Origin of the sequence: Mycobacterium asiaticum (assembly GCF_001673315.1) — a bacterium.
Classification (GTDB): Bacteria; Actinomycetota; Actinomycetes; order Mycobacteriales; family Mycobacteriaceae; genus Mycobacterium; species Mycobacterium asiaticum_B.
In genome coordinates, this window is record NZ_LZLQ01000134.1 from 1 (window position 1) to 23,952 (window position 23,952).

Consider the following 23,952-nt stretch of genomic DNA (forward strand, 5'->3'; position numbering starts at 1 on the left):
ACTTTCGGGGGCCGACTTTCCGGCCGGCCGGCAACGACTCGACGGCCCACAGGCGTTGAGCTTCGTCCGCCAGCGCCCCTCGCCGCGAGCGACCCCCACCTAGAGGACGCGCGTGACCTTTTCGGTCTCGATGCGCCGCGGCAGTGCCGCCGGATCGGGATTTGCCACCTGGACCAGTGACGCACCGACTGCCAGCACCGCCAGCAAGCCGTCCACCAACTTCTCCGGCCGCTCCCATGTCGCAGTGGACAAGACCCGGTCGGCGGAGGTGAGACCCTGCATCGCAGCCGATTGCGTGCAGGCGGCCAGGAGTTGGGCAGCCGATTGCCCGGCCAGCGCCGGACCTGGCTGCGCTTCGGGAATGATCTGGTCGCCGTGCACCCGCACCGCGGTGGCGTAGTCGGTGACGCCGATCGGCAGGTCGGACACCGGTCGCCCGAACGGATCCAACGACAGCACCGCGACTTCGCCGCCCGCGACCGCTTCGTCGGCTTCGTCGAGTCGGTCTTCGCTACAGAGCGCGATGTCGGCGGGACCGTCCAGGGTCGCTTCGGCGCCGATCCACCACACCCCGAACAGCACCGCGGCGGTTTGCCAGTGCGCCGGCAGCAGGACGGCCACCCGGCTGTCCGGTCCGGCGCCCAGTTCGTCGCGCAGCAGATTCCCCGTCTTGGCGGCCCAGTTGGCCAGCGTCACCGCGGAGAGTTCGATCCGCTCGCCAGAGGCATCGTCGTAGTAGGTGATGCGCGGGCCGACGGGGTCGGCGCGCAGCATCGGGTCCAGGATGGCCGCACTGAGGTTGGTCACTGAGTGGTCAGTTTATGCACTCGGGATTTTCGGAGCCGGCGGTGAGGATCGGCGACGGCGGCGGAACGGTGCCGCTGTTCGGCGACCCGGCGTTGGAGACGCGTGCCTGCTGGGTGATGGTCCCGCCGTCCAGTCCTGAGCCCGGACCGGTGTAGTCGTTGGCCAGCACCACCCGGACGGTGCCGACCGGTAACGACGCGTCGACGACGACGGGCAGCCCACCGAGCTGCTTGGCCACCTCCTGCGCGCCCAGGTCGTCGGCTTTGGCGGAGCGCACCTGACTGCTCTTGACGTGTCCGCCTTCGTTGTTACCGACGGTGCCGGCGGTAAACCCCTTGGCGGTCAGCACGTCTGAGACCGCCGAGGCAAGCCCGTTGATGTCGGTGTCGTTGGCGACGTTGGCGGTGGTCTTCGCCGGCGTGTACGCCAACTCTTCGGTCTTGCCCTGGTCCTGCTCGTGCAACAGGCCGCCGACCCAGTCCTGGACCTGGTGCGCATCGACTCGCACCACGCTCTGCATGCCGTCGTCGCTCCAGCCGGCCCCGTCGAGCACCGGGATGGTGGCGAACGCGACGTTGCCGCCGGTCAGCTTCGACACCTGCTGGACGAAATCCATGATGTCCCAACCTTTGGAGAGCACCACCGAGCGCTGCACGGCCTGCTCGAGCCGCTTGAGTGTGACGGGGCTGGAAAGCGTCTTGCCCGAGATGACGCGGTGGGCCAGCGAGGCCATCACCGCTTGCTGGCGCACCACCCGGTCCAGGTCGCCGCGCGGCAGCTCGTGGCGCTGGCGGACGAAGCTCAACGCCTGTGGGCCGTCGAGTCGTTGCCGGCCGGCCGGAAAGTCGGCCCCCGAAAGTGGTTCGTAGACAGCCTGTTTGAGACAGACTTCGACGCCGCCGAGCGCGTCGGCGATGAGCGCGAAGCCCAGCAATCCGATCTCGGCGTAGTGGTCGACGGTGACGCCGGTGAGGTCGGCAACTGTCTTGATCAGCGCTTCGCGCCCGGCCTCGGTGCCGGAGGCGGCGGCTTCGGTGGGCGACGCGCCGGCCTGCACGAGGTTGACCCGCTTGGTCTCACGGGTTTGACCGTAGACGCCGTTGATCTTGGTCTTGCCCAGGTTGGGCGCCTGAACATAGGAGTCGCGGGGGATGGAGATCGCGGTGGCCGACTTCCCGTTGTTCGGGATGCGGATCAGGATGATGGTGTCGGTGTTGGTGGCTTCCTCGTCGCCGGCACGCAACGACGCCAGTTCTTCGGGCGACAGCGGGTTGCCGTGCGCATCGGTCCGGCTGTCCAGACCGACGAGCAGGATGTCGATCGCGCCGTCGTCGCCGCCGTGTCCCAGCGAGGGTGCGGACATGTGGAAGATGCCGTCCTCGAACGACCGCACGTTGCTCCAGGCCACGCCCGTGCCCAGCACCACCGCTATCGCCAACGTCCCAGACAACAGACGGATCACATTAGAAACACGAGCCACACTTTGCGCAGGCATCACTGTAGGTTACTTGCGCAACAGTCGCTTTCCGGGGAGCCAGGCTCGGCGTGCCAGACTCAAACACATGTCAACAAGGCTTGTAGTCACCGGTGCCGGCGGGCAGTTGGGCAGCCTGGTGACGGCCCAGGCCCATCAGGCGGGCCGAAATGTGCTGGCCAGGACGTCGTCGGAGTGGGACATCACCGATCCAACCGCCGCTCAGCAAATCATCCAGCGCGGCGATGTGCTCATCAACTGCGCGGCTTACACCAACGTCGACGGCGCCGAGAGCGACGAGGCCGGCGCTTACGCCGTCAACGCCACCGGCCCGGAAATTCTCGCCCGAGCCTGCGCCGTCGCCGGTGCGCAGCTGATCCACATCTCGACTGACTACGTATTCAATGGCGACTTCGTGGGCGCACAGCCCCGCCCGTACGAGCCGGGCGACCCGACCGGCCCGCAGAGCGTCTACGCGCGCAGCAAACTTGCCGGCGAAGAGGCCGTGTTCGCGGCGCTGCCGGAGGCCGTGGTGGCGCGGACCGCGTGGGTCTACACCGGCGGGGCGGGCCGGAGCGATTTCGTCGCAGTCATGCAGCGGTTGGCGGCCGGCGACGGCCCGATCAAGGTGGTCGACGATCAGACCGGCTCACCCACCTACGCCGGCGATCTGGCCGCCGCGCTGTTGGAACTGGCCGACAGCGACCTGCGCGGGCGCCTACTGCACGCCGCCAACGAGGGCGAGGTCTCCCGATTCGAGCAGGCCCGCGCGGTGTTCGAGGAAAGCGGTGCCGACCCGCAACGCGTGCAGCCCTGCACCAGCGACGAGTTCCCGCGCCCCGCGGCGCGGCCGTCGTACTCGGCGTTGTCCGGCCAACAGTGGGCTGCGGCGGGTCTGACGCCGTTGCGGCCGTGGCGCAGTGCGCTGGTCGCGGCCCTGACAGCGGCATCGGATCGACCGTTACCCTCTAGGCGTGACTGACGTTCTGCCGGTCGTCGCGGTGACGTATTCGCCGGGCCCGCACCTGGAGCGGTTCCTGGCGTCGTTGTCGCTGGCCACCGAGCGGCCGGTGCACGTGCTGTTGGCCGACAACGGCTCTACCGACGGAACCCCGCAGGCCGCTGTGGAGCGCTACCCCAACGTCAAGTTGCTGCCCACCGGTTCCAACCTCGGCTACGGCACCGCGGTCAACCGCACCGTCGCGGTCCTCGGTCAGCAGGACGAACGCTGGGTCGACGACTGGGTGATCGTCGCCAACCCGGACGTGCAGTGGGGCCCCGGCAGCATCGACGCCCTGCTGGAGGCCGCCGCCCGGTGGCCGCGCGCGGGCGCGCTGGGTCCGTTGATCCGCGACCCCGACGGGTCGGTGTACCCGTCGGCCCGGCACCTGCCCAGTCTCATCCGCGGGGGGATGCACGCGGTCCTCGGACCCGTCTGGCCACGCAACCGATGGACGCGGGCTTATCGCCAGGAGCATCTGGAGCCCAGTGAACGGCCGGTGGGCTGGTTGTCCGGCTCGTGCCTGCTGGTGCGCAGATCGGCGTTCGAGCAGATCGGCGGGTTCGACGAGCGCTACTTCATGTACATGGAGGACGTCGACTTGGGCGACCGGCTCGGCAAGGCCGGCTGGCTGTCCGTCTATGTGCCTACCGCCGAGGTGCTGCACCACAAGGGCCACTCCACCGGAAGTGACCCGGCCCGGCACCTGGCCGCCCATCACCGGAGTACTTATATCTTTCTGGCGGATCGGCATTCGGGGTGGTGGCGGGCCCCGTTGCGCTGGACCTTGCGGGGATCGCTGGCCGTGCGCTCGCGGGTGATGGTCCGCAATGCGCTGCGGCGTTCGCGTCGGGAACTGAACTTGGCAGAAGGGCGGCACTAACGTGGCAACCCATCCGGTCGATGCGGTGATCCTGGTCGGCGGCAAGGGAACCCGCCTGCGGCCGCTGACGTTGTCGGCGCCCAAACCCATGCTGCCGACCGCCGGGCTGCCCTTCCTGACCCATCTGCTGTCGCGGATCGCCGCGGCGGGCATCGAGCACGTGGTGCTGGGCACGTCATATCGGGCAGAGGTGTTCGAGGCCGAGTTCGGCGACGGCTCCAAGCTGGGGCTGCAGATTGAGTATGTGACCGAGGAGAAGCCGCTGGGCACCGGCGGCGGCATCGCCAATGTCGCGGGCAAGCTGCGCCACGACACGGTGATGGTGTTCAACGGCGACGTCCTTTCGGGTGCCGACCTGGGCGAGCTGCTGCAATTCCACACGGACCATCACGCTGACGTCACGCTGCATTTGGTGCGGGTAGGCGATCCGCGCGCGTTCGGCTGCGTGCCAACCGACGATGCGGGCAGAGTCACCGCGTTTCTGGAGAAGACCCAGGACCCACCTACCGATCAGATCAACGCCGGTTGCTATGTCTTCCAGCGCAACATCATCGACCGGATTCCGCGCGGGCGGGAAGTCTCGGTGGAACGCGAGGTGTTCCCGTCGCTGCTGTCGGACGCCGACGTGAAGGTTTGCGGGTACGTCGACGCGACGTACTGGCGTGACATGGGCACACCGGAGGACTTCGTGCGGGGGTCGGCCGACCTGGTGCGCGGCATCGCGCCCTCGCCGGCGCTGCACGGCCAGCGTGGCGAGAAGTTGGTGCACGACGGGGCAGCGGTGTCGCCGGGTGCGCTGCTGATCGGCGGGACGGTCATCGGTCGCGGTGCTGAGATCGGTGCCGGGGCTCGGTTGGACGGCGCGGTCGTCTTCGACGGGGTCAAGGTCGAGGCGGGCAGTGTCATCGAGCGATCGATCATCGGCTTCGGCGCCCGGATCGGCCCACGGGCGTTGATCCGCGACGGTGTCATCGGCGACGGCGCCGACATCGGCGCGCGTTGCGAATTGCTTCGCGGGGCACGGGTGTGGCCCGGCGTCGCCATTCCCGACGGCGGCATCCGCTACTCGTCCGACGTCTAGGTGCGCACCGAGCGTGCCGCCTCGGTCACCGACGGCGCCTTACGTTGCGGCACAGTCGCATTCGGTGACCGCGACGGCGGCTTTGGACTGACCAGCGGGATGACTAAGGGGTGCTGATCGCGCACCGCACCAAGTGCGCCAGCGCGTGATCAGTGCCCGGCGGCAGGTCGTCAGCGGGCCACCAACGCAGATCGTCGGATTCGTCGCTGAGCACAATCTGCGCCTCGGGCGGCGCCTGCGCGACGAACTGCATATCCAGGTGACGGGTCGGCACACCCAACGAGCAGGTCACCGGATGCACATGCAGCGCAACGAGTTCCGGCGAGATACGCAGCCCGGTGATGCCGGATTCCTCAGTCGCTTCGCGGAGGGCGGCGGCGAGAATATCCTCGTCTTCGGCCTCACAATGCCCACCGAGTTGCACCCAGCGACCCAGGCGGGGGTGCAGGGTCAGCAGCACTCGGGTGCCGCTGTGGTCGAGCACCAACGTGGACGCGGTGATGTGGCCGGGTACGCAGTCGCGCAGGCAGGCGTCGTCGCGGGCGAGCACGAACGTCAGGACGGCATGCCGCAGCGAATCCTGGCCCGGGTCAGGTGCCGGCCACTGCGAGAGCATCGCGATCACCGAGTCCCGCACGTCTTCGGTGCTCACTGCGATCGCCTCCTCGTCCGGCGATCCCGCAACGCGATCCACGCCGCTCGGCATTGCGCCACGGTGTGCGCGGGCCAGCCCAGCCCGTCGATCAACACCCTTCGATCCACCACGTCGAGTGCTTTCTCGATCTCGTTGGCCCGCAACAACAGATCGACGTCGGTGGCCAGGTCGGGGTCGGCGTGTTCCAGCGGGGGGATGGGCAACTGCTCGGCTTCGGCGGGTTCCAGCTCCAAGATGCCGCCGCCATAGCTGCGGCCCATGATCTCGGCGAACGCGAACGTGGCGCTGTTGTGAAACACCGCCGCCAGGGCGGTCGGATCGGTGTGGGGCCCGACCCGCACCCGGTGCACGGTGTCGGTGCTCGTCGCCCCGGCGGCGTTGACGGTCAGCCGTGGTGCGAGGTGGATCTGGCGCAGCATGAACAGGTCCGGCACCCACAGCGACGGCGTAATCCACCACGGCTTGCGCAGCGAGCATTTATAACCGCGGTGCACACCGGCCGCTTCACCATCGGCGATGTGCGCCCGAAGTGCGGGATCGCCCGGATGCGCCGGGGCGGCGAGCAGCCAGGTGCGGTGCCCGGCGGCGATATCGCCTGCGCGGCAATCCGGGTCGTAGCACAGTCCGGACAACTGGGCGCTGCGCGAAACCAGCGGGACGCAGTGCGGTGTCAGTTCCAGGTCGTGCACCTGAGCGTCGGTGAACGTGAAGAAGCTGTTGCGCCCTGTGACGATGCCGACGTCCACGGCGGCCAGCCGACCCATCGCGGTCATCGCTCCCGCCTCCTCGACGGCGCGCAGGGTCTGGATCTGGTCTGGCTCGAGAAAGTACGTGGTCCATTTCTCCCGCAGATGCGGCATCGCCGGTGCCGACGGCACGTCCAGGTCCGCCTCGGCGAGAGCGGCGGCGTCCTCGAGCTGCACCGTGCGGATGCGTGCCGGCTGACCACTACTGCCGACGATGCCGCAGAACAGCACCACCTCTTGCAGCACGCCGCCGAACACCAGCCGACGGAAGCTGACCACGGTGATTTCCCGGAAGCGGGACACCAGGAAGTCCCGCAGTTGCGCCGCGTAGCAGACCTGCAGCAATTCGGCGGGCAGCACCAGACCCACCCGACCGCCGTCGCGAACCAGGGTGGTGCTCGCGACGACGAACGGGACCCAGGCGTTGGTGAGTTTGGAGGGGCGCAGTCCTTCCCGTCGCAACAGCGCCAGCGCCGGATCGCGCTGATCGGCCGGCCAGTTGCCGAACCGGATGTACGGCGGGTTGCCTGCGACGCCGTCCCAGCCCGGTTCGCCCGGCCAGGCGAACAGGCTGGCGGTGTCGACGGGTGCGTACTGGCGGGCTTTCACGGCTTCGGCGGCGACGAGTTCGACGCCGTGCGCCTGGTCGGTGCGGACGGCGAGTTCGCGCAGGATGCTGCCGTCGCCGCACGACGGTTCCAGGATCTTCGGTCCGGCCTGGGTTACCCAATCGGCCAGGAAGCGGGCGATCGGGGCAGGGGTGTAGTAACCGCCGCGGATCTTGTCCGGCGATGCTTCGGCCTTGCCCGCGAAGGTGCTCATCTGCGGATCAAGAGGTCCTCGACGGGGACTGGGTCGCGCAACCCGGTGGGTTCCGCCGCGTATCCGATGGCGATGGCACCCAGTGGTTGCCAGTCGGCCGGCAGGCCGAGTTCCTGGCGAACCAGGTCGGCGGCGAAGATCGTCGACCCGATCCAGCAACTGCCCACGCCACGGACCGCGAGGGCGACCAACAGCGCTTGGACGGCCGCGCCGACCGCGACGGTGAACATCGTGTGCTCGGCTTCGGTGCGGGCGACGTCGGGGTAGCTGTGAACGCCGTCCGGCACCAGCATCGGAATGATGACTTCAGTTGCGTCGTAGAGGATCTGGCCGCGCGCGACCCTGCGCTCGACGGCGTCGGCGGGTCTGCCGTCGCCGCGCAGGTCGGACCGCCACTTGTCTTTCATGCGGTCCAGCAGCCGGGTGCGCAGTTCGACGGTCTGTAGCCAGACGAACCGCACCGGGCGGGTGTGGTGGGGCGCCGGAGCCGTCAGCGCTTCGGCGACGGCGTCCTCGACGAGCCCCGGCGGCACTGGCTCGTCGCTGAACCGGCGGACCGATCGACGCAACAGCTGGGCCTGCCGCCGACCCAGGTCCAGGGCTTCGGCGGTGCCGAGCCAGAACAGGTCCTCTTCACCGGCCCGCACCAATTGCCGGGCCGTCGAGCCGTCGTCGACAGGGTCGAGCCCGCGTACCACCGCCACCGGCACCGCCGTCAGCTTGCCTTTGACCAGGTCCGCCGCGGCGGCGATTTCGTCGGCCACGGCGATCTCAGTGACCACCAGAGGATTGCCGTGCTGGTCGACGGCACCCGAATAGTTATGCAGCACAGTCAATCCCGCGGTGCCGATGGCTGCATCGATCTGGCCGTTACGCCAGGCGCGGCCCATGGTGTCGGTGATGACCACCGCTACGGTGACACCGAGTCGCTCGCGGATCCCGGCGCGCAGTGCAGCGGCACTGGCGTCCGGGTCGACCGGCAGCAGCGCCAACTCGGCACGGCCGACGTTGGATCCGTCGACTCCGGCCGCGGCCTGGACCAGCCCCAGCCGGTTCTCGGTGATCAAGGTCCGCTCTTTGCGCGCCAGCACGCGCACCGCCTCGTCCTCGACCAGCTTGCGCCGCAACCGGTCTCGTTCCTCCTCGTCTTCGGGCGCAGTCACCAGCCTGCCCTCGCACTTGGAGACCACCTTGGAAGTCACCACCACCACGTCGCCGTCGCGCAACCACGGCGCAGCGGTACTGAGGGCCGCGGCGAGGTTGTCACCGGGGCGGAACTCGGGAAGTGCTGCGACGGGGAGGATTTCGACTGCCGCCGCGCTGCCGTGCTCACCGGTGGGGGGGAGGTGGGGGCCGGTCACATCGGTACGCCCGCAAGGTCCAGCCCAGCGCGAACCATCTCCGCCGTGGCTTTCGGGTCGGTCATCAGTAACGGTATGGACCGCACCGCAACCCCCTCGATGTCGGCGTCGTCACCGTCGTGCACCAACCAGCAGTCGAGTATTCCGGTGCCGCTACGGGCGCCGTAATGCCGGCCGACGGCCTGCGCGGTGGAATCCACGCCGATCACCGACAGGCATGCATCGGCCATGCCGCGCAACGGCTTTCCCCCGATGATGGGGGAGTAGCCGACGACCGGGGCGGAGGTGGCCCGCAACGCGGCACGAATGCCGGGCACGGCCAAGATAGCACCGACGCTGACCACCGGGTTCGACGGTGCCAGCATGACGACGTCCGCGTCGGCGATGGCGGCCACCGCTTCGGTTGTGGCCCGGGCCTTTTCGGCGCCGACGAAAGCGAAGCTGTGCGTCGGCACTTGGGCCCGGTAGCGTACCCACCACTCCTGGAAGTGAATTGCGCGCCGGGTTCCGTCGGCCTCGTCGCTGATCACCACATGGGTCTCGCAACGGTCGTCACTGGCCGGCAGCAACTGTGCGCCGGGCTCCCAACGATCGCATAGAGCGGCGGTGATCTGGGTCAGCGGGTAGCCGGCGTTGAGCATTTGGGTGCGCACCAGGTGGGTGGCCAGATCGCGGTCGCCGAGGCCGAACCAGTCGGGCTGCACCCCGTAGCGCGCCAGTTCCTCTTTGGCATGCCAGGTTTCGTCACGGTGACCCCAGCCGCGCTCCGGGTCTACGCCGCCGCCCAGGGTGTACATGCAGGTGTCCAGATCCGGGCAGACCCGCACGCCGTGGATCCATGCATCGTCGCCGATGTTGACGACGGCGTCGAGAACATGGTTGTGATCCTCGGTCTGAGCAAACTGGCCCAGACCGAGTAACTCCTGGACCCCGAGTAGGAATCGCGCGCCCCCCACGCCGCCCACGAGAACGGTGATCCTTGCCATTCGCAGGACAGTACCCCGCGACCTGTGGCAGGCTGATCGCGGTAACCACTGTGGCGCAAGGGACTTGTGATCAATTTGTGCTCGACACGCCAGAACCCAACCGCAACAGAATTGCCGAAAGTTGATTACGAGATGGTATGGAAATGCGCCGAAGTGCTTGACCAAGGTCAGTAACCCGTGTCTAATCACATCAGTGTCATTTCCCGGTTGGCCGGCCGGTTCCGGTGTCGCAGACCGAGATTCGATCACTTGTTCGAATTGGGTATCTGTACATCAAAACAGTGGGAAACCATTTCACTCTATAAGTGAGGAGGCGGAGGCATGTCCTATGAGTACCTTCAAGGCGTAATGGGAAGCACACCGACCACTCTCGACTCTTCTGTCACATCGGTGCTGAAGCCAGCGGCACATGTGCGTCCTCATTTGAGCGTGGTTCCCGATGCGCCCGTCGCATTCGAGCCCGAACCGCTCCCGGAAGTTCCTGCCGACCAGTGGCAGGACAAGGCGCTTTGCGCCCAGACCGACCCCGAAGCTTTCTTCCCGGAGAAGGGCGGCTCCACCCGCGAGGCCAAGAAGATCTGCCTGGGTTGCGAGGTCCGCCACGAGTGCCTGGAGTACGCGCTGGCACACGACGAGCGCTTCGGCATCTGGGGCGGTCTCTCCGAGCGGGAGCGGCGCCGCCTCAAGCGCGGCGTCATCTGAGCCGCATCCAAATATGGTGGCGACCCGCCGCGCCCGGCTGCGCCGCGCTTGCGATCGCCACGGTCACATGGTGGCGACCCGCCGCGCCCGGCTGCGCCGCGCTTGCGATCGCCACGGTCACATAGTGGCGACTCAGTCGTCGATCGTGGGGTCGATGACCGAGGGCTCCACGTCCAGATAGATGGCTACCTGGGCCACCAGGATTTCGTGCAGCAAGTCGCCGAGTTCGACAGTGTCTTTAGCCCTGCGCTCGATTGGCTTGCGGAACAACACGATTCGCGCTCGCGTCGCGTTACCGCGGACGTCGACTCCGGCCGGGATCAGTCGGGCGAGCGCGATCGGTCCGTCGGCGATGACTTCGGGCGGCCACTGCACATTCTGCGGATCCCTGGCCGCGATGCGCGGGATCTCGTCGACCGCGACATCGAGTTCGGTGACCCGCTCCTGCCAGCGCCGCTCAATGGGCTCGTAAGCCTCCAGGACCGCCATGTCGAACCGCTCGGCCCGGCTACGCCAGCCCGGCACGGTCGGCGGAAGCAACGGACCGCGCAGGTCGCGACCGCGTCGCCGTCCTCGACGAGACACCGGTTTGCCCCCTGGCCGGCCCTGTTGCGGGAGGCCGCGGGAATCGCTCACGCGCCGATGGTAACGGTTACACATCGCGTCCGCCGATGCGCGTGTCCGGCGCTTGCGCAGCGTTTGCGCGCGATAGCCTTTCGAGCGTGAACGTACCCCGTCGCTGCTGCCGGCCCGGGTGTCCGCACTATGCAGTGGCAACGTTGACGTTCGTCTATTCGGACTCGACGGCGGTGGTCGGCCCCCTCGCCACCGCGCGGGAACCTCATTCGTGGGATCTGTGTGTCAACCATGCCGGCCGCATCACCGCGCCGCGTGGCTGGGAGCTGGTGCGCCATGCCGGACCGCTGCCCACCCATCCGGACGAAGACGACGAACTGGTGGCGTTGGCCGACGCGGTGCGCGAAGGCGCTGCCGGTTCGCCGCGCACCGGGGCGGCCGTCAACGGCTTCACCGCCTATGACGGCTACGACGACCTGACGCGCGCGGGCGCCGTCGTCGATACTCATCTGCACGGTGCCGCATCCCACGCCACCGCACCCAGCGGCGGCCTGCTCGCGCCGCCCGAGCACCGCTCCGGACGCCGGCGCGGGCACCTACGGGTATTGCCCGACCCCCCTGGCTAGTTCCCACCGTTTAGGTCTGCGACCTTGCCGGGCCGATAGGCTGACGGCGAAGAGTCGAAGATGTCCAGGGCGTCAGGAGCACCGGAGAATGTCGTGGCCCGCCGAGGCTGTGCACAGTGTCATCAAGGCCTACGACGTGCGCGGGCTGGTCGGTGAACAGATCAACGAGACCTTCGTCGCCGACGTCGGGGCCGCCTTTGCGCGGTTGATGCGCGACGAGGGCGCTAGCCAGGTGACGATCGGTCACGACATGCGTGACAGTTCGCCGGCGCTGGCCGCGGCGTTCGCCGACGGTGTCACCGCCCAGGGGTTGGATGTGGTGCGCATCGGTCTGGCGTCCACCGATCAGTTGTACTTCGCCTCGGGACTGCTGGGGTGTCCGGGAGCGATGTTCACCGCCAGCCACAACCCGGCGGCCTACAACGGCATCAAGCTCTGTCGGGCCAACGCGTTGCCGGTCGGCAAGGACACCGGGTTGGCGACGATCAGCGACGATCTGATCACCGGCGTCCCACGTCATCCCGGGCCACGCGGAACCACGACCGACAAAGACGTGCTGGACGACTACGGGGTGTTCCTGCGCTCACTGGTGGCCACCAGCGACCTGCGTCCGCTGCGGGTGGCGGTGGACGCCGGCAACGGCATGGCCGGTCACACCGCGCCGGCCGTGCTCGGTGCCATCGACTCGATCACACTGCTGCCCTTGTACTTCGAGCTGGACGGGTCGTTCCCCAATCACGAGGCCAACCCGCTGGATCCGGCGAACCTGGTGGACCTGCAGAACTACGTACGCCAGACCGGTGCCGATATCGGGCTCGCGTTCGACGGTGACGCGGACCGGTGCTTCGTCGTCGACGAGCGCGGCGAGCCCGTCTCGCCGTCGACGGTGACAGGCCTGGTCGCCGCGCGCGAACTCAGCCGCGAGATCGGCGCCACCGTCATCCACAACGTGATCACTTCCCGCGCGGTGCCCGAGTTGGTCGCCGAGCGCGGCGGCACGCCGCTGCGTTCGCGCGTCGGGCATTCCTATATCAAGGCCTTGATGGCCGAGACCGGCGCGATATTCGGCGGGGAACATTCAGCGCACTACTACTTCCGCGACTTTTGGGGTGCGGACTCCGGAATGCTGGCGGCGCTGTACGTGCTGGCGGCGCTCGGTGAGCAGCATCGGCCGCTGTCGGAGCTGACCGCGGACTACCAGCGCTACGAGTCCTCCGGCGAAATCAACTTCACCGTCGCCGACGCGCCGGCCTGTGTGGATGCGGTGTTGCAGACCTTCGCCAACCGGATCCAGTCCATCGATCACCTGGACGGGGTGACGGTCGACCTGGGCGACGACAGCTGGTTCAACCTCCGCAGCTCCAATACCGAGCCGTTGTTGCGGCTGAACGTGGAGGGGCGCAGCATCGAGGATGTGGACGCGGTGGTCGAGCAGGTCAGCGCCGAGATCGCCGCGCAAGCGGCCGCCCGCGAAGGCGCACCGTGAGCGCCATCGGGGCGGTCGACCTCGAGGACGCCGACGGCCTGATCGCCGCCGACCGGGACGGCCTGCTGCGTGCCGCCTCCACGGCCGGTTCGCAGGTGCGTACCGTGGCCGCCGCACTCGACGAAGGCGAACTGGAATCGCTGCGCGGCGCGGGCCCGGTGCGCAGCGTGATCTGGGTTGCCTCGCGGGGCGCCGCCGAGACGGCGGGCATGCTGCTCGCGGCGACGCTGGCCACCATGGCGTCCGAGCCGATCGCGCTGGTCACCGAGGCGCCGCCGTGGGTCGGTCCGCTCGACGTGATGGTTGTCGCGGGCGACGACCCCGGTGACCCGGCGCTGGTCGGGGCGGCCGCCACCGGTGTGCGGCGCGGGGCGCGGGTGGTGGTGGTGGCACCTTACGAGGGCCCGCTGCGGGATTCCACCGCCGGTCGGGTGGCCGTGCTCAATCCACGGCTGTGGGGGCCCGACGCGTTCGGCCTGTGCCGGTATCTGGCCGCCGGGCTGGCGGTTCTGCAGAGTGTGGATGCCAAGCTGGGCATCGACCTGGCCGCGCTGGCCGATGTGGTGGATGCCGAGGTGCTGCGTAACAGCGCCGCCCGCGACCTGTTCACCAACCCGGCCAAGACCCTGGCCACCAGGATGTCGGACAACCAGGTGGCGTTAGCTGGTGACAACGCCGCGACTCTGGCGCTGGCCCGGCACGGCAGCTCGGTACTGCTGCGGGTCGCCCATCACGCCACGGCCGCGACTGGACTGGCCGATGCGGTGGCAGCGTTGCGCGACGCGCCCCGCGGATTCTCCGACCCCACCAAAGCGCTGTTCCATGACGATCAGATCGACGGACCGCTGCCGCCCCGGCTCCGCGTGCTGGCCCTAACCCTGGCCGCCGAGCGGACCGTGGTGGCGGCCCGAGTGGCCGGACTTGACGAGGTGTATCTGGTAGGGGCGGAGGACGTTCCGGAGGCCCCAGCGCCGACCGCTATTCAACGGTCCGAGCAACAACTGGCAGTATTGGCCGTTCGGCTGGAGATGGCCGCGGTTTACCTGCGACTGGCACGGGGATAGCTACCTAGTGGAACTTCTACGCGGAGCGTTACGGACGTACGCCTGGGGATCCCGCACCGATATCGCCGAATTCACCGGCCGCCCGGTGCCGGCCGCCCACCCGGAGGCCGAACTCTGGTTCGGGGCGCACCCCGGCGATCCGGCCTGGTTGACGACGCCGGAGGGTGAGACCTCGTTGCTGGCCGCACTCGTCGAAGATCCCGACGGGCAGCTCGGTCCCGCGGCGCGCGCTCGGTTCGGCGACGTGTTGCCGTTCTTGGTCAAGGTGCTGGCCGCCGACGAACCGCTGTCCCTGCAGGCGCACCCGAGCGCCGCACAGGCTGTTGAAGGTTATCTGCGTGAGGAGCGGTTGGGCATTCCGGTGTCATCGCCGGTCCGTAACTACCGCGACACCAGTCACAAGCCGGAACTGCTGGTGGCACTGCAACCCTTCGAGGCACTGGCCGGGTTCCGTCAGGCCGCCCGCACCAGGGAGCTGCTGCAGGCGCTGGCCGTTTCCGACCTCGACCCGTTCATCGATTTACTCAGTGACCAGTCAGACGCCGACAGCCTGCGCGCACTCTTCACCACCTGGATTACCGCGCCGCAACCGGACATCGACGTGCTGGTGCCGGCGGTGCTCGACGGTGCCATCCAGTACATCAGTTCCGGCGCAACGGAATTCGCCGCCGAGGTGAAGACGGTGCTGGAGCTCGGTGAGCGCTATCCGGGCGACGCCGGGGTGCTGGCAGCGCTGTTGCTCAACCGCATCACGCTGGCGCCCTGCGAGGCGATATTCCTGCCGGCCGGCAACCTGCACACCTATCTGCGAGGGTTCGCGCTGGAAGTAATGGCCAACTCCGACAACGTGTTACGCGGTGGTCTCACCCCGAAGCACGTCGACGTGCCGGAGTTGTTGCGGGTGCTCGATTTCACCCCCACCCCGGAATCCCAACTCCGCGCGCCGGTGCATCGCGATGGGCTGGAACTGCTCTACGACACCCCGGCCGACGAATTCGCGGTCGCGGTGCTGGTTTTCACTGGCGACGACCTCGGTCACGAGATCGACGCCTCGTCACGTCATGACGGCCCACAGATCCTGTTGTGCGCCGAGGGTTCGCTGACCGTGCACGGCAAATCGGGTTCGCTGGTCCTCAACCGCGGCGCGGCCGCATGGGTCGGCGCCGACGAAGGTCCGATCCGGTTTTCTGCGCAGGAACCGGCCAAGCTGTTCCGGGCTACCGTCGGCTTGTAACGGCACGCCGTTCTTGCAGCCGTTCTTTCTGTTCGCCCAGCCACAGTCGCATGTTATGGGCGACGGTACGACCGAAGATCCGCGCCGGCGGGACCATGTACAGACTGTCCAGCAACGAGAAGCGGCGCAAAAACCATTCGGCGAGAACGGGGTCGGTCTCCGCCGCGCCGAGGAATTGCTCGAACAACCCGCCCACCGACCTCCACCAGCGGGGTTCGGGGTCGGCGGTGGCGTGGTGGAAGGTGACGTCGCCGATGGCGTTCATCGTCCACACCGGAAACGTGGTTTTGGCGGTCAGCGCATTGAGTTCGGCGGCCAAATTCTGTTCCGGGTCGCCCTGGACGGTCTCGAGGGCCCGCCGCAAGTGTCCGGCTTGCAGCGACGTCATCGTCATGCCCTGCCCGAAGGTCGGGTTGAAGCTGACCACCGCGTCGCCGAACGGGACGATCCCCTCGGGGAATCGGTCCAACTTGTGGTAGCGCCGCCACCTGCTCACCGGGAAAGCGTGAAAGGCCGGCTCACCGAAGGGTGTTGCCTGCGTCAAGGCCGCGTGGAAGTGCGGCGGTAGCAGTTCGTCGACCAACTCGAGCATCTCGGGGAACGTCCGCGGCGGCTTGACATTGGCGACCCCGAACGTGGTCAGCACCCAGGTGCGGTCCTCGTAATGCAGCATGCCCAAGCCCAGCGACTTGTCGTGGGAGGCGCCCGCGACCACGACCTTCTCCCGGATCAACCCCTCCGGGACGCGGAACTGATGGGTCGCGTAGTGGATACCAATATCCACGGTCGCCTCCGGCGCGCGCTGGTATCCCCATTGCTCCAGCCACACCGGCAGCCGGGTGCCGCGGCCGGCCGCGTCGACCACGAGGTCGGCGGCAACGAACTCCGGCTCCGCCCCGGGGCTGCCCGGGTCGAGCAGCACGCCTGTCACCCGCTGCAGCGCCGGCTCGAAGCGTGGCTCGGCGACGAGACGCTGCACGATCTCCACGTTGTCGATGCCGAGCACTCGGCGCCGGATCTGCCACTCCAGGTGCGGACGGCTGGGCACATAGGCGGTGAATTCGTCGCGCAGGGTGTGACCGGTGCCCAGCACGTAGCCCGCGGCGCCCAGGTGGATGCAGTCCGGCCGGTTTTCCAGCATGGGCACACCGGCGGCCACCATGTCTTCGAGCAGGCCGGGGAAGTGGCTTTCGAACTCGTTGGCCCCGCGGGCCATCAGCATGTGCAGATGCCGGTCCTGCGGGACCGTCGCACGGTTGGCGGGTTCACCCGGTAGGTCGTCGCGCTCGTAGACCGTCACCCGGCCGAAGAAATCCGACAGCACGCGCGCGGCGCACAAACCGGCAATGCTGGCGCCGATGACAACGGCGTGATCCTTATTCCTTACGCTCCCCACCATTTTCGCAGGGTACCCAGTACTGTGCGGTTCACAGCGAGTGGCGCGACGGATAGGACGTGGATGGCCGGTCGATGGCGCACGAAGTCGGTCGAACAGTCGATCGCAGACACCGACGAGCCGGGTACCCGGCTCCGCAAGGACCTCACCTGGCTTGATCTGGTTGTCTTCGGCGTCTCGGTGGTGATCGGCGCCGGTATTTTCACCGTCACCGCCTCCACCACCGGGGACATCACCGGACCGGCAATCTGGATCTCGTTCCTGATCGCCGCGGCCACCTGCGCGCTCGCGGCCCTGTGTTACGCGGAATTCGCCTCCACCCTGCCGGTGGCCGGCAGCGCGTACACCTTCTCCTACGCCACCTTCGGCGAGTTTCTGGCCTGGATCATCGGTTGGAATCTGGTCCTGGAACTGGCCATCGGTGCCGCCGTCGTCGCCAAAGGCTGGTCCAGCTACCTGGGCACGGTGTTCGGTTTCGGCGGTGGGATCGCCCGCCTGGGCGCGATCAACCTCGACTGGGGCGCGCTGCTGATCGTTGGGCTGGTGGCCGTCCTGCTGGTGCTGGGCACCAAGCTGTCTTCGCGGTTCTCCGCGATCGTCACCACCATCAAGGTGGCGGTGGTCCTGCTGGTGGTGGTCGTCGGCGCGTTCTACATCAAGGCCGCCAACTACTCGCCGTTCATTCCCAAGCCTGAGTCCGAACATCAAGGCCGCGGCCTGGACCAGTCGGTATTGTCGCTGCTGACCGGGGCCGGGGGCAGTAACTACGGCTGGTACGGCGTGCTGGCGGGGGCCTCGATCGTGTTCTTCGCCTTCATCGGTTTCGACATCGTGGCGACCATGGCCGAGGAAACCAAGCATCCGCAGCGTGACGTCCCGCGCGGCATCCTCGCCTCGCTCGGAGTGGTGACCGTGCTGTATGTGGCGGTGGCGGTGGTGCTGTCCGGAATGGTCTCCTACACCCAGTTGCAAAGCACGCCCGGTGGTGGTCAGGCGAATCTGGCCACCGCGTTCAAGGCGAACGGGATTCACTGGGCCAGCGGCATTATCTCCATCGGGGCGCTGGCCGGCCTGACCACCGTGGTGATGGTGCTGATGCTGGGGCAGTGCCGGGTGCTGTTCGCGATGGCGCGCGATGGGTTGCTGCCCCGGAGCTTGGCCAAGACCGGTCCGCGCGGCACGCCCGTTCGGATCACGGTGCTCGTCGCGGTGGTGATCGCTGCCACCGCGTCGGTGTTCCCGATCACCAAGCTCGAAGAAATGGTGAATGTCGGCACCTTGTTCGCATTCGTCCTGGTCTCCGCCGGGGTGATTGTGCTGCGCAGAACCCGCCCGGACCTCGAGCGGGGCTTCAAAGCGCCGTGGGTGCCGTTGCTTCCGATCGCCTCTGTGCTGGCTTGTCTGTGGCTGATGCTCAACCTGACCGCTCTGACCTGGGTCCGGTTCGGTGTCTGGCTGCTGGTCGGGATCGCGATCTATGTGGGTTACGGGCGCCGGCACTCGGTGCAGGGCCGGCGTGAGGACACCGAGCAGGAAACCGAAGGGGATGTCCGCGCCCTGTAGACATAACACCAACAATTGAATACTTGGTTTACAAAACACCGCTGTGTGTCTAGACACGAGACGGATGTGCCGGTATTGTCCAACCTCAAGTGGTAAGACTCACACAAGGAGGTTCGGCGTATGACCACCCAACTCAGTCCCGACGACACGGGCGTGGTCGCATCCGAATGGCGCGACAGGAAGCGTTACCTGTGGCTGATGGGGCTGATCGCCCCGACTGCGCTGTTTGTGATGCTGCCCATCATCTGGGGAATCAACCAGCTCGGCTGGCACACCGCGGCGCAGGTTCCGCTCTGGGTAGGCCCGATCCTGGTCTACATCCTGCTGCCGGTACTCGACCTGCGCTTCGGTCCCGACGGGCAGAACCCGCCGGATGAGGTGATGGAGCGACTGGAAAACGACAAGTACTACCGCTACTGCACCTACATCTACATTCCGTTCCAGTACGCCAGCGTGATCCTGGGCGCCTACCTGTTCACGGCGTCCAACCTCACCTGGCTTGGTTTCCCCGCTGGTTCCGGAAGCGGACTGGGCTGGCTGGGCAAGATCGGCGTGGCGCTCTCAGTGGGCGTGCTCGGCGGCGTCGGCATCAACACCGCGCACGAGATGGGGCACAAGAAGGATTCACTGGAACGCTGGCTGTCGAAGATCACCCTGGCCCAGACCTGCTACGGCCACTTCTACATCGAGCACAACCGCGGCCACCACGTCCGCGTCTCCACGCCCGAAGACCCCGCCTCGGCCCGCTTCGGCGAAACATTCTGGGAATTCCTGCCGCGCAGTGTCATCGGCAGCGCGCGCTCGTCCGTCCACCTCGAGGCGCAGCGCATCCGCCGGCTGGGCAAGAGCCCCTGGGACCCGCGCACCTATCTGTCCAACGACGTGTTGAACGCCTGGGCGATGTCGGTGGTGCTGTGGGGTGCGCTGATCGCCGTCTTCGGCGTCGCTCTCATCCCGTTCGTGATCATCCAGGCAGTGTTCGGCTTCAGTCTGCTCGAAGCCGTCAACTACCTCGAGCACTACGGGCTGCTGCGCGAGAAGAAGACCAACGGCCGCTATGAGCGGTGCGCCCCGGTGCACAGCTGGAACTCCGACCACATCGTCACCAACCTGTTCCTGTACCACCTGCAGCGGCACAGCGACCACCACGCCAACCCCACCCGGCGCTACCAGACGCTGCGCAGCATGGAGGGCTCGCCCAACCTGCCCAGCGGGTACGCGTCGATGATCTCGCTGACCTACTTCCCGCCGCTGTGGCGCAAGGTGATGGACCACCGGGTGCTCGAGCACTACGACGGCGACATCACCAAGGTCAACCTGCAGCCGCGGCTGCGGGAGAAGCTGCTGGCCAAGTACGGCGCACCGAAGGAGATCGCCGCGTGACGGCGGCCTACAAGTGCCCCGTCTGCGACTACACCTACGACGAGGCCAAAGGCGATGCCCGCGAGGGCTTTCCGGCCGGCACCGGCTGGGATCAGGTCCCCGATGACTGGTGCTGTCCGGACTGCGCCGTCCGCGAGAAGCCCGATTTCGAACCCGTCCAGAAAGGTTAGAGGCAAAACCATGAATGACTACAAGCTCTACCAATGCGTTCAATGCGGTTTTGAGTACGACGAGGAACTCGGCTGGCCGGAGGACGGCATTGCGCCGGGCACCCGCTGGGACGACATCCCCGAGGACTGGAGCTGCCCGGACTGCGGCGCGGCCAAGTCGGACTTCGTGATGGTTGAGGTGGCTCGGTCGTGATCGGCACCAACATCGCCGCGAAAACGGCTATCGTCGCGCCTGTGAAGCGGATCCCGTACGCCGAAGCATCACGAGCCCTGCTGCGTGACTCGGTTCTGGACGCGATGCGCGATCTGCTGCTGACCCGCGACTGGTCTGCCATCACGCTCTCGGATGTGGCCCGGGCCGCCGGGATCAGCCGGCAGACCATCTACAACGAGTTCGGTTCGCGACAGGGTCTGGCCCAGGGTTACGCCCTGCGCCTGGCCGACCGTCTGGTCGACACCGTCAAGGCCGCGCTGGACGCCAACATCGGCGATATCTACCAGTCGTTCCTGCAGGGCTTTCGGTCCTTTTTCGCCGAGACAGCGGCCGATCCGCTGGTGATCTCACTGTTGAGCGGGGTGGCCAAGCCCGATCTGCTGCAACTCATCACCACCGACAGCGCGCCGATCATCACCCGGGCGTCGGAACGGCTGGCGACGGCGTTCACCCAGACCTGGCTGGCCACCAGCGACGACGACGCCAATGTCCTGTCCCGGGCGATCGTGCGGTTGTGCCTGAGTTATGTGTCCATGCCGCCGGAGGCCGACCACGACGTCGCGGCGGATTTGGCCAGGTTGATGGCACCGTTCGCGGAGCGTCACGGAGTTATTAACGTCCCCTGACGCTCCGGGGCCTGTCGCCGGGCGGCTACAGTGGCTAGAGCTCATACGCAATGAGTTCCAGGCCTGCGTAGCCGCCCGGCTTTCCCGTTGGACCCTCAGAAGGATGAAACACGCAATGACGACGCTCGAAAATTCGCTGACCGCCGACGTTCGTAACGGCATCGACTTCAAGGTTGCCGACCTGTCGCTCGCGGATTTCGGCCGCAAAGAACTCCGGATCGCCGAGCACGAGATGCCCGGCCTGATGTCCCTGCGTCGCGAGTACGCCGACGTGCAGCCCCTCAAGGGCGCCCGTATTTCGGGTTCGCTGCACATGACCGTGCAGACCGCGGTGCTGATCGAGACCCTTACCGCGCTGGGCGCCGAGGTCCGTTGGGCGTCGTGCAACATCTTCTCCACTCAGGACCATGCCGCGGCCGCCGTCGTGGTGGGGCCGCACGGCACGCCCGAAGAGCCCAAGGGTGTTCCGGTGTTCGCGTGGAAGGGCGAGACGCTCGAGGAGTACTGGTGGGCCGCCGAGCAGATGCTCACCTGGCCGGACGAGGACAAGCCGGCGAACATGATCCTGGACGACGGCGGTGACGCCACCATGCTGGTGCTGCGCGGCATGCAGTACGAGAAGGCCGGCGTGGTGCCGCCTGCTGAGGAAGACGACTCGGCGGAGTGGAAGGTCTTCCTGAACCTGCTTCGCGCCCGCTTCGAGACCGACAAGGGCAAGTGGACCAAGATCGCCGAGTCCGTCAAGGGTGTCACCGAGGAGACCACCACCGGTGTGCTGCGGCTGTACCAGTTCGCCGCCGCGGGTGACCTCGCGTTCCCGGCGATCAACGTCAACGACTCGGTCACCAAGTCCAAGTTCGACAACAAGTACGGCACCCGGCACTCACTGATCGACGGCATCAACCGCGGCACAGACGCCTTGATCGGCGGCAAGAAGGTTCTGATCGCCGGCTACGGCGACGTCGGCAAGGGCTGCGCGGAGGCGATGAAGGGGCAGGGCGCCCGCGTCCAGGTCACCGAGATCGACCCGATCAACGCGCTGCAGGCGCTCATGGAGGGCTTCGACGTGGTGACCATCGAGGACGCCATCGCCGACGCCGATATCGTCGTCACCTCGACCGGCAACAAAGACATCATCATGCTCGAGCACATCAAGCAGATGAAGGACCACTCCATCCTGGGCAACATCGGCCACTTCGACAACGAGATCGACATGGCCGGCCTGGAGCGCTCGGGGGCCACGAAGCAGAACATCAAGCCGCAGGTCGACCTGTGGACGTTCGGCGAGACGGGCCGTTCGGTGATCGTGCTGTCCGAGGGCCGGCTGCTGAACCTGGGCAACGCCACCGGACACCCGTCGTTCGTGATGAGCAACAGCTTCGCCAACCAGACGATCGCTCAGATCGAACTGTGGACCAAGAACGACGAGTACGACAACGAGGTGTACCGGCTGCCCAAGCACCTCGATGAGAAGGTGGCCCGAATCCACGTCGAGGCGCTCGGCGGGAAGCTGACCAAGCTGACCAAGGAACAGGCCGAGTACCTCGGTGTCGACGTCGAGGGCCCGTACAAGCCGGACCACTACCGCTACTGATTTCACGCCCAGCGTGAAGCCAGCTTCACGTTCGACGCCCAGCGTGAAGCCAGCTTCACGTTCGGCGGGCGATAGGCTCGCGCCGTGCTGATCGCGATCGAGGGTGTCGACGGCTCGGGCAAGCGCACCCTGACCGAAGGTCTGCGCAAGGCGTTCGAGGCGGCCGGCAAGTCGGTGACCACCCTTGCATTCCCGCGCTACGGCAGGTCGATCACGGCGGACCTCGCCGCTGAGGCGCTGCGCGGCCGGCACGGCGACCTGGCGGATTCGGTGTATGCGATGGCGACGCTGTTCGCGCTGGACCGTGCGGCGGCCACAGCGGGGATTCAGCGCCTGGCCGGCGAGCACGATGTGGTGATCCTGGACCGCTACGTCGCGTCCAACGCGGCCTACAGTGCCGCGCGCCTGCATCAGGATGCCTCCGGGGAGGCCGTGGCATGGGTAGGGCAGCTCGAATACGAGCGGCTGGGGTTGCCCAGACCCGACTGGCAGATTTTGCTCGCGGTAACGGCGGAACTCGCCGGGCAGCGGGCCCGCAACCGGGCCGAGACCGATCCGGACCGGGCCCGCGACACTTATGAACGCGACGACGGCCTGCAGCGGCGCACCGGTGCGGTGTACGCCGAACTGGCCGCGGCGGACTGGGCTGGGCGGTGGCTCGCCGTGGGCGCCGAAGTGGATCCGGCCGGCCTCGCGACCGAGTTGACGGGTGTCTAAAGCCGCGTTGAAGCCGATTTGTTATGTAATTGCCCTTATAAAGCCAGAAACGCCCGTGTGGTATCGGAGTTTTGTCCTGAACTGGTGACACCATGGAGGCCATGAGGCAAAGGATTTTGGTCGTCGACGACGACGCTTCGCTGGCCGAGATGCTCACCATCGTGTTACGTGGGGAGGGTTTCGACACTGCGGTCATCGGCGACGGTACGCAGGCTCTGACCGCGGTACGCGAGCTGCGCCCCGACCTGGTGCTGTTGGACCTGATGCTGCCCGGCATGAACGGCATCGACGTGTGCCGGGTGTTGCGGGCCGACTCGGGCGTGCCGATCGTCATGCTGACGGCCAAGACCGACACCGTGGACGTGGTGCTCGGCCTGGAATCCGGCGCCGACGACTACATCATGAAGCCCTTCAAGCCCAAGGAACTGGTGGCGCGGGTGCGGGCGCGGCTGCGCCGCAACGACGACGAGCCCGCGGAGATGCTCTCCATCGCCGACGTGGACATCGACGTGCCGGCGCACAAGGTGACCCGCAACGGCGAGCAGATCTCCCTCACGCCGCTGGAATTCGACCTATTGGTCGCATTGGCGCGCAAACCCCGCCAGGTGTTTACTCGTGATGTGCTGCTCGAACAGGTATGGGGATACCGGCACCCGGCGGACACCCGCCTGGTGAACGTGCACGTCCAGCGCCTGCGCGCCAAGGTCGAGAAGGATCCTGAGAACCCGACCGTGGTTCTGACCGTTCGAGGAGTGGGATACAAGGCCGGACCTCCGTGATCCGCGG

At 67.2% G+C, this 23,952-nt stretch carries 24 protein-coding genes and 1 pseudogene; 17 read left to right on the forward strand and 8 right to left on the reverse strand.

All coding sequences use genetic code 11. From position 1 onward, the window contains the following. Positions 1 to 76: pseudogene (locus tag A5636_RS26280) on the forward strand (hypothetical protein); the annotation flags it as partial. A 23-nt stretch (positions 77 to 99) separates the two neighbouring features. Here the strand turns inward: A5636_RS26280 and A5636_RS21315 are convergent. Next, on the reverse strand, positions 100 to 774 hold the full coding sequence (locus A5636_RS21315; RefSeq protein WP_065160691.1) for a TIGR03089 family protein: 675 nt from the start codon (positions 772 to 774) through the stop codon (positions 100 to 102). A 40-nt stretch (positions 775 to 814) separates the two neighbouring features. Then, complete coding sequence (locus A5636_RS21320; protein WP_437339854.1) at positions 815 to 2,305, reverse strand: LCP family protein; 1,491 nt, start codon at positions 2,303 to 2,305, stop codon at positions 815 to 817. A 64-nt stretch (positions 2,306 to 2,369) separates the two neighbouring features. Here A5636_RS21320 and rfbD point away from each other — a divergent pair, with 64 nt between their 5' ends. From rfbD to A5636_RS21335, 3 genes are read left to right on the forward strand one after another with little or no spacing between them, the layout of a single operon-like run. Next, positions 2,370 to 3,263 carry a dTDP-4-dehydrorhamnose reductase gene (rfbD, locus tag A5636_RS21325; protein WP_065160627.1) on the forward strand — a complete coding sequence of 298 codons (894 nt, stop codon included), beginning with the start codon at positions 2,370 to 2,372 and terminating at the stop codon, positions 3,261 to 3,263. Continuing rightward, entirely contained in the window at positions 3,256 to 4,164 is a 909-nt protein-coding gene (locus A5636_RS21330; protein WP_065160628.1) for a glycosyltransferase family 2 protein, read from the forward strand. Before rfbD ends, A5636_RS21330 begins: the two co-directional genes overlap by 8 nt. A gap of 1 nt (position 4,165) precedes the next feature. Further along, positions 4,166 to 5,245 carry a sugar phosphate nucleotidyltransferase gene (locus A5636_RS21335; RefSeq protein ID WP_065160629.1) on the forward strand — a complete coding sequence of 360 codons (1,080 nt, stop codon included), beginning with the start codon at positions 4,166 to 4,168 and terminating at the stop codon, positions 5,243 to 5,245. Positions 5,246 to 5,348: 103 nt separating this feature from the next. On the opposite strand, the gene A5636_RS21340 is transcribed toward A5636_RS21335, so the two are convergent. The 4 genes from A5636_RS21340 to cofD are packed head-to-tail and all read right to left on the reverse strand — an operon-like array spanning position 5,349 to position 9,815. Next, the gene (locus tag A5636_RS21340; protein WP_065160692.1) at positions 5,349 to 5,861 is read right to left on the reverse strand and encodes an NUDIX hydrolase; all 513 of its coding nucleotides are present in this window, start codon (positions 5,859 to 5,861) and stop codon (positions 5,349 to 5,351) included. Between the two features lie 32 nt (positions 5,862 to 5,893). Continuing rightward, positions 5,894 to 7,468, reverse strand: coding sequence for a class I SAM-dependent methyltransferase (locus A5636_RS21345; RefSeq protein WP_065160630.1), 1,575 nt, complete (start codon positions 7,466 to 7,468; stop codon positions 5,894 to 5,896). After that, positions 7,465 to 8,829, reverse strand: coding sequence for a coenzyme F420-0:L-glutamate ligase (locus A5636_RS21350; protein ID WP_065160631.1), 1,365 nt, complete (start codon positions 8,827 to 8,829; stop codon positions 7,465 to 7,467). Before A5636_RS21350 ends, A5636_RS21345 begins: the two co-directional genes overlap by 4 nt. Next, on the reverse strand, positions 8,826 to 9,815 hold the full coding sequence (gene cofD, locus A5636_RS21355) for a 2-phospho-L-lactate transferase (RefSeq protein ID WP_065160632.1): 990 nt from the start codon (positions 9,813 to 9,815) through the stop codon (positions 8,826 to 8,828). The genes A5636_RS21350 and cofD overlap by 4 nt, the downstream gene beginning before the upstream one ends. A gap of 348 nt (positions 9,816 to 10,163) precedes the next feature. On the opposite strand from cofD, the gene A5636_RS21360 reads away from it, so the two are divergent. Further along, positions 10,164 to 10,517, forward strand: coding sequence for a WhiB family transcriptional regulator (locus A5636_RS21360; RefSeq protein WP_065160633.1), 354 nt, complete (start codon positions 10,164 to 10,166; stop codon positions 10,515 to 10,517). 132 nt (positions 10,518 to 10,649) lie between these two features. Here A5636_RS21360 and A5636_RS21365 read toward each other — a convergent pair whose 3' ends face one another. Next, positions 10,650 to 11,069 carry a metallopeptidase family protein gene (locus A5636_RS21365; RefSeq protein WP_065160693.1) on the reverse strand — a complete coding sequence of 140 codons (420 nt, stop codon included), beginning with the start codon at positions 11,067 to 11,069 and terminating at the stop codon, positions 10,650 to 10,652. Positions 11,070 to 11,239: 170 nt separating this feature from the next. On the opposite strand from A5636_RS21365, the gene A5636_RS21370 reads away from it, so the two are divergent. The 4 genes from A5636_RS21370 to manA all read left to right on the forward strand — a co-directional run bounded on the left by A5636_RS21370 (position 11,240) and on the right by manA (position 15,503). Continuing rightward, positions 11,240 to 11,719: a DUF3499 domain-containing protein gene (locus A5636_RS21370; protein ID WP_216638858.1), complete on the forward strand. Its 480-nt coding sequence runs from the start codon at positions 11,240 to 11,242 to the stop codon at positions 11,717 to 11,719. Between the two features lie 88 nt (positions 11,720 to 11,807). Continuing rightward, on the forward strand, positions 11,808 to 13,205 hold the full coding sequence (locus A5636_RS21375) for a phosphomannomutase/phosphoglucomutase (RefSeq protein ID WP_065160635.1): 1,398 nt from the start codon (positions 11,808 to 11,810) through the stop codon (positions 13,203 to 13,205). After that, positions 13,202 to 14,269: a TobH protein gene (locus tag A5636_RS21380; protein WP_065160636.1), complete on the forward strand. Its 1,068-nt coding sequence runs from the start codon at positions 13,202 to 13,204 to the stop codon at positions 14,267 to 14,269. Before A5636_RS21375 ends, A5636_RS21380 begins: the two co-directional genes overlap by 4 nt. A 7-nt stretch (positions 14,270 to 14,276) precedes the next feature. Next, complete coding sequence (gene manA / locus A5636_RS21385; protein ID WP_065160637.1) at positions 14,277 to 15,503, forward strand: mannose-6-phosphate isomerase, class I; 1,227 nt, start codon at positions 14,277 to 14,279, stop codon at positions 15,501 to 15,503. Here the strand turns inward: manA and A5636_RS21390 are convergent. After that, on the reverse strand, positions 15,487 to 16,902 hold the full coding sequence (locus A5636_RS21390; RefSeq protein ID WP_065160638.1) for an FAD-dependent oxidoreductase: 1,416 nt from the start codon (positions 16,900 to 16,902) through the stop codon (positions 15,487 to 15,489). The two genes, manA and A5636_RS21390, sit on opposite strands and share 17 nt — an antisense overlap. Positions 16,903 to 16,962: 60 nt before the next feature. Here A5636_RS21390 and A5636_RS21395 point away from each other — a divergent pair, with 60 nt between their 5' ends. The 8 genes from A5636_RS21395 to mtrA all read left to right on the forward strand — a co-directional run bounded on the left by A5636_RS21395 (position 16,963) and on the right by mtrA (position 23,945). Continuing rightward, positions 16,963 to 18,462, forward strand: a complete 1,500-nt coding sequence (locus A5636_RS21395; protein WP_065160639.1) for an APC family permease — start codon at positions 16,963 to 16,965, stop codon at positions 18,460 to 18,462. Positions 18,463 to 18,582: 120 nt separating this feature from the next. Continuing rightward, the gene (locus A5636_RS21400; protein ID WP_065160640.1) at positions 18,583 to 19,845 is read left to right on the forward strand and encodes an alkane 1-monooxygenase; all 1,263 of its coding nucleotides are present in this window, start codon (positions 18,583 to 18,585) and stop codon (positions 19,843 to 19,845) included. Next, complete coding sequence (locus tag A5636_RS21405) at positions 19,842 to 20,015, forward strand: rubredoxin (RefSeq protein ID WP_065160641.1); 174 nt, start codon at positions 19,842 to 19,844, stop codon at positions 20,013 to 20,015. Before A5636_RS21400 ends, A5636_RS21405 begins: the two co-directional genes overlap by 4 nt. A 10-nt stretch (positions 20,016 to 20,025) precedes the next feature. Then, positions 20,026 to 20,208 (forward strand): rubredoxin, encoded by a 183-nt coding sequence (locus A5636_RS21410; RefSeq protein ID WP_065160642.1) that lies wholly within the window; start codon positions 20,026 to 20,028, stop codon positions 20,206 to 20,208. 41 nt (positions 20,209 to 20,249) lie between these two features. Next, positions 20,250 to 20,855, forward strand: coding sequence for a TetR family transcriptional regulator AlkX (alkX, locus tag A5636_RS21415; protein WP_065160694.1), 606 nt, complete (start codon positions 20,250 to 20,252; stop codon positions 20,853 to 20,855). 115 nt (positions 20,856 to 20,970) lie between these two features. Then, positions 20,971 to 22,449, forward strand: coding sequence for an adenosylhomocysteinase (gene ahcY / locus A5636_RS21420; RefSeq protein WP_065160643.1), 1,479 nt, complete (start codon positions 20,971 to 20,973; stop codon positions 22,447 to 22,449). A gap of 84 nt (positions 22,450 to 22,533) precedes the next feature. Further along, positions 22,534 to 23,166 carry a dTMP kinase gene (locus tag A5636_RS21425; protein ID WP_065160644.1) on the forward strand — a complete coding sequence of 211 codons (633 nt, stop codon included), beginning with the start codon at positions 22,534 to 22,536 and terminating at the stop codon, positions 23,164 to 23,166. A 92-nt stretch (positions 23,167 to 23,258) separates the two neighbouring features. Then, on the forward strand, positions 23,259 to 23,945 hold the full coding sequence (gene mtrA, locus A5636_RS21430) for a two-component system response regulator MtrA (protein WP_065160645.1): 687 nt from the start codon (positions 23,259 to 23,261) through the stop codon (positions 23,943 to 23,945). The last annotated feature ends 7 nt before the right edge of the window (positions 23,946 to 23,952 follow it).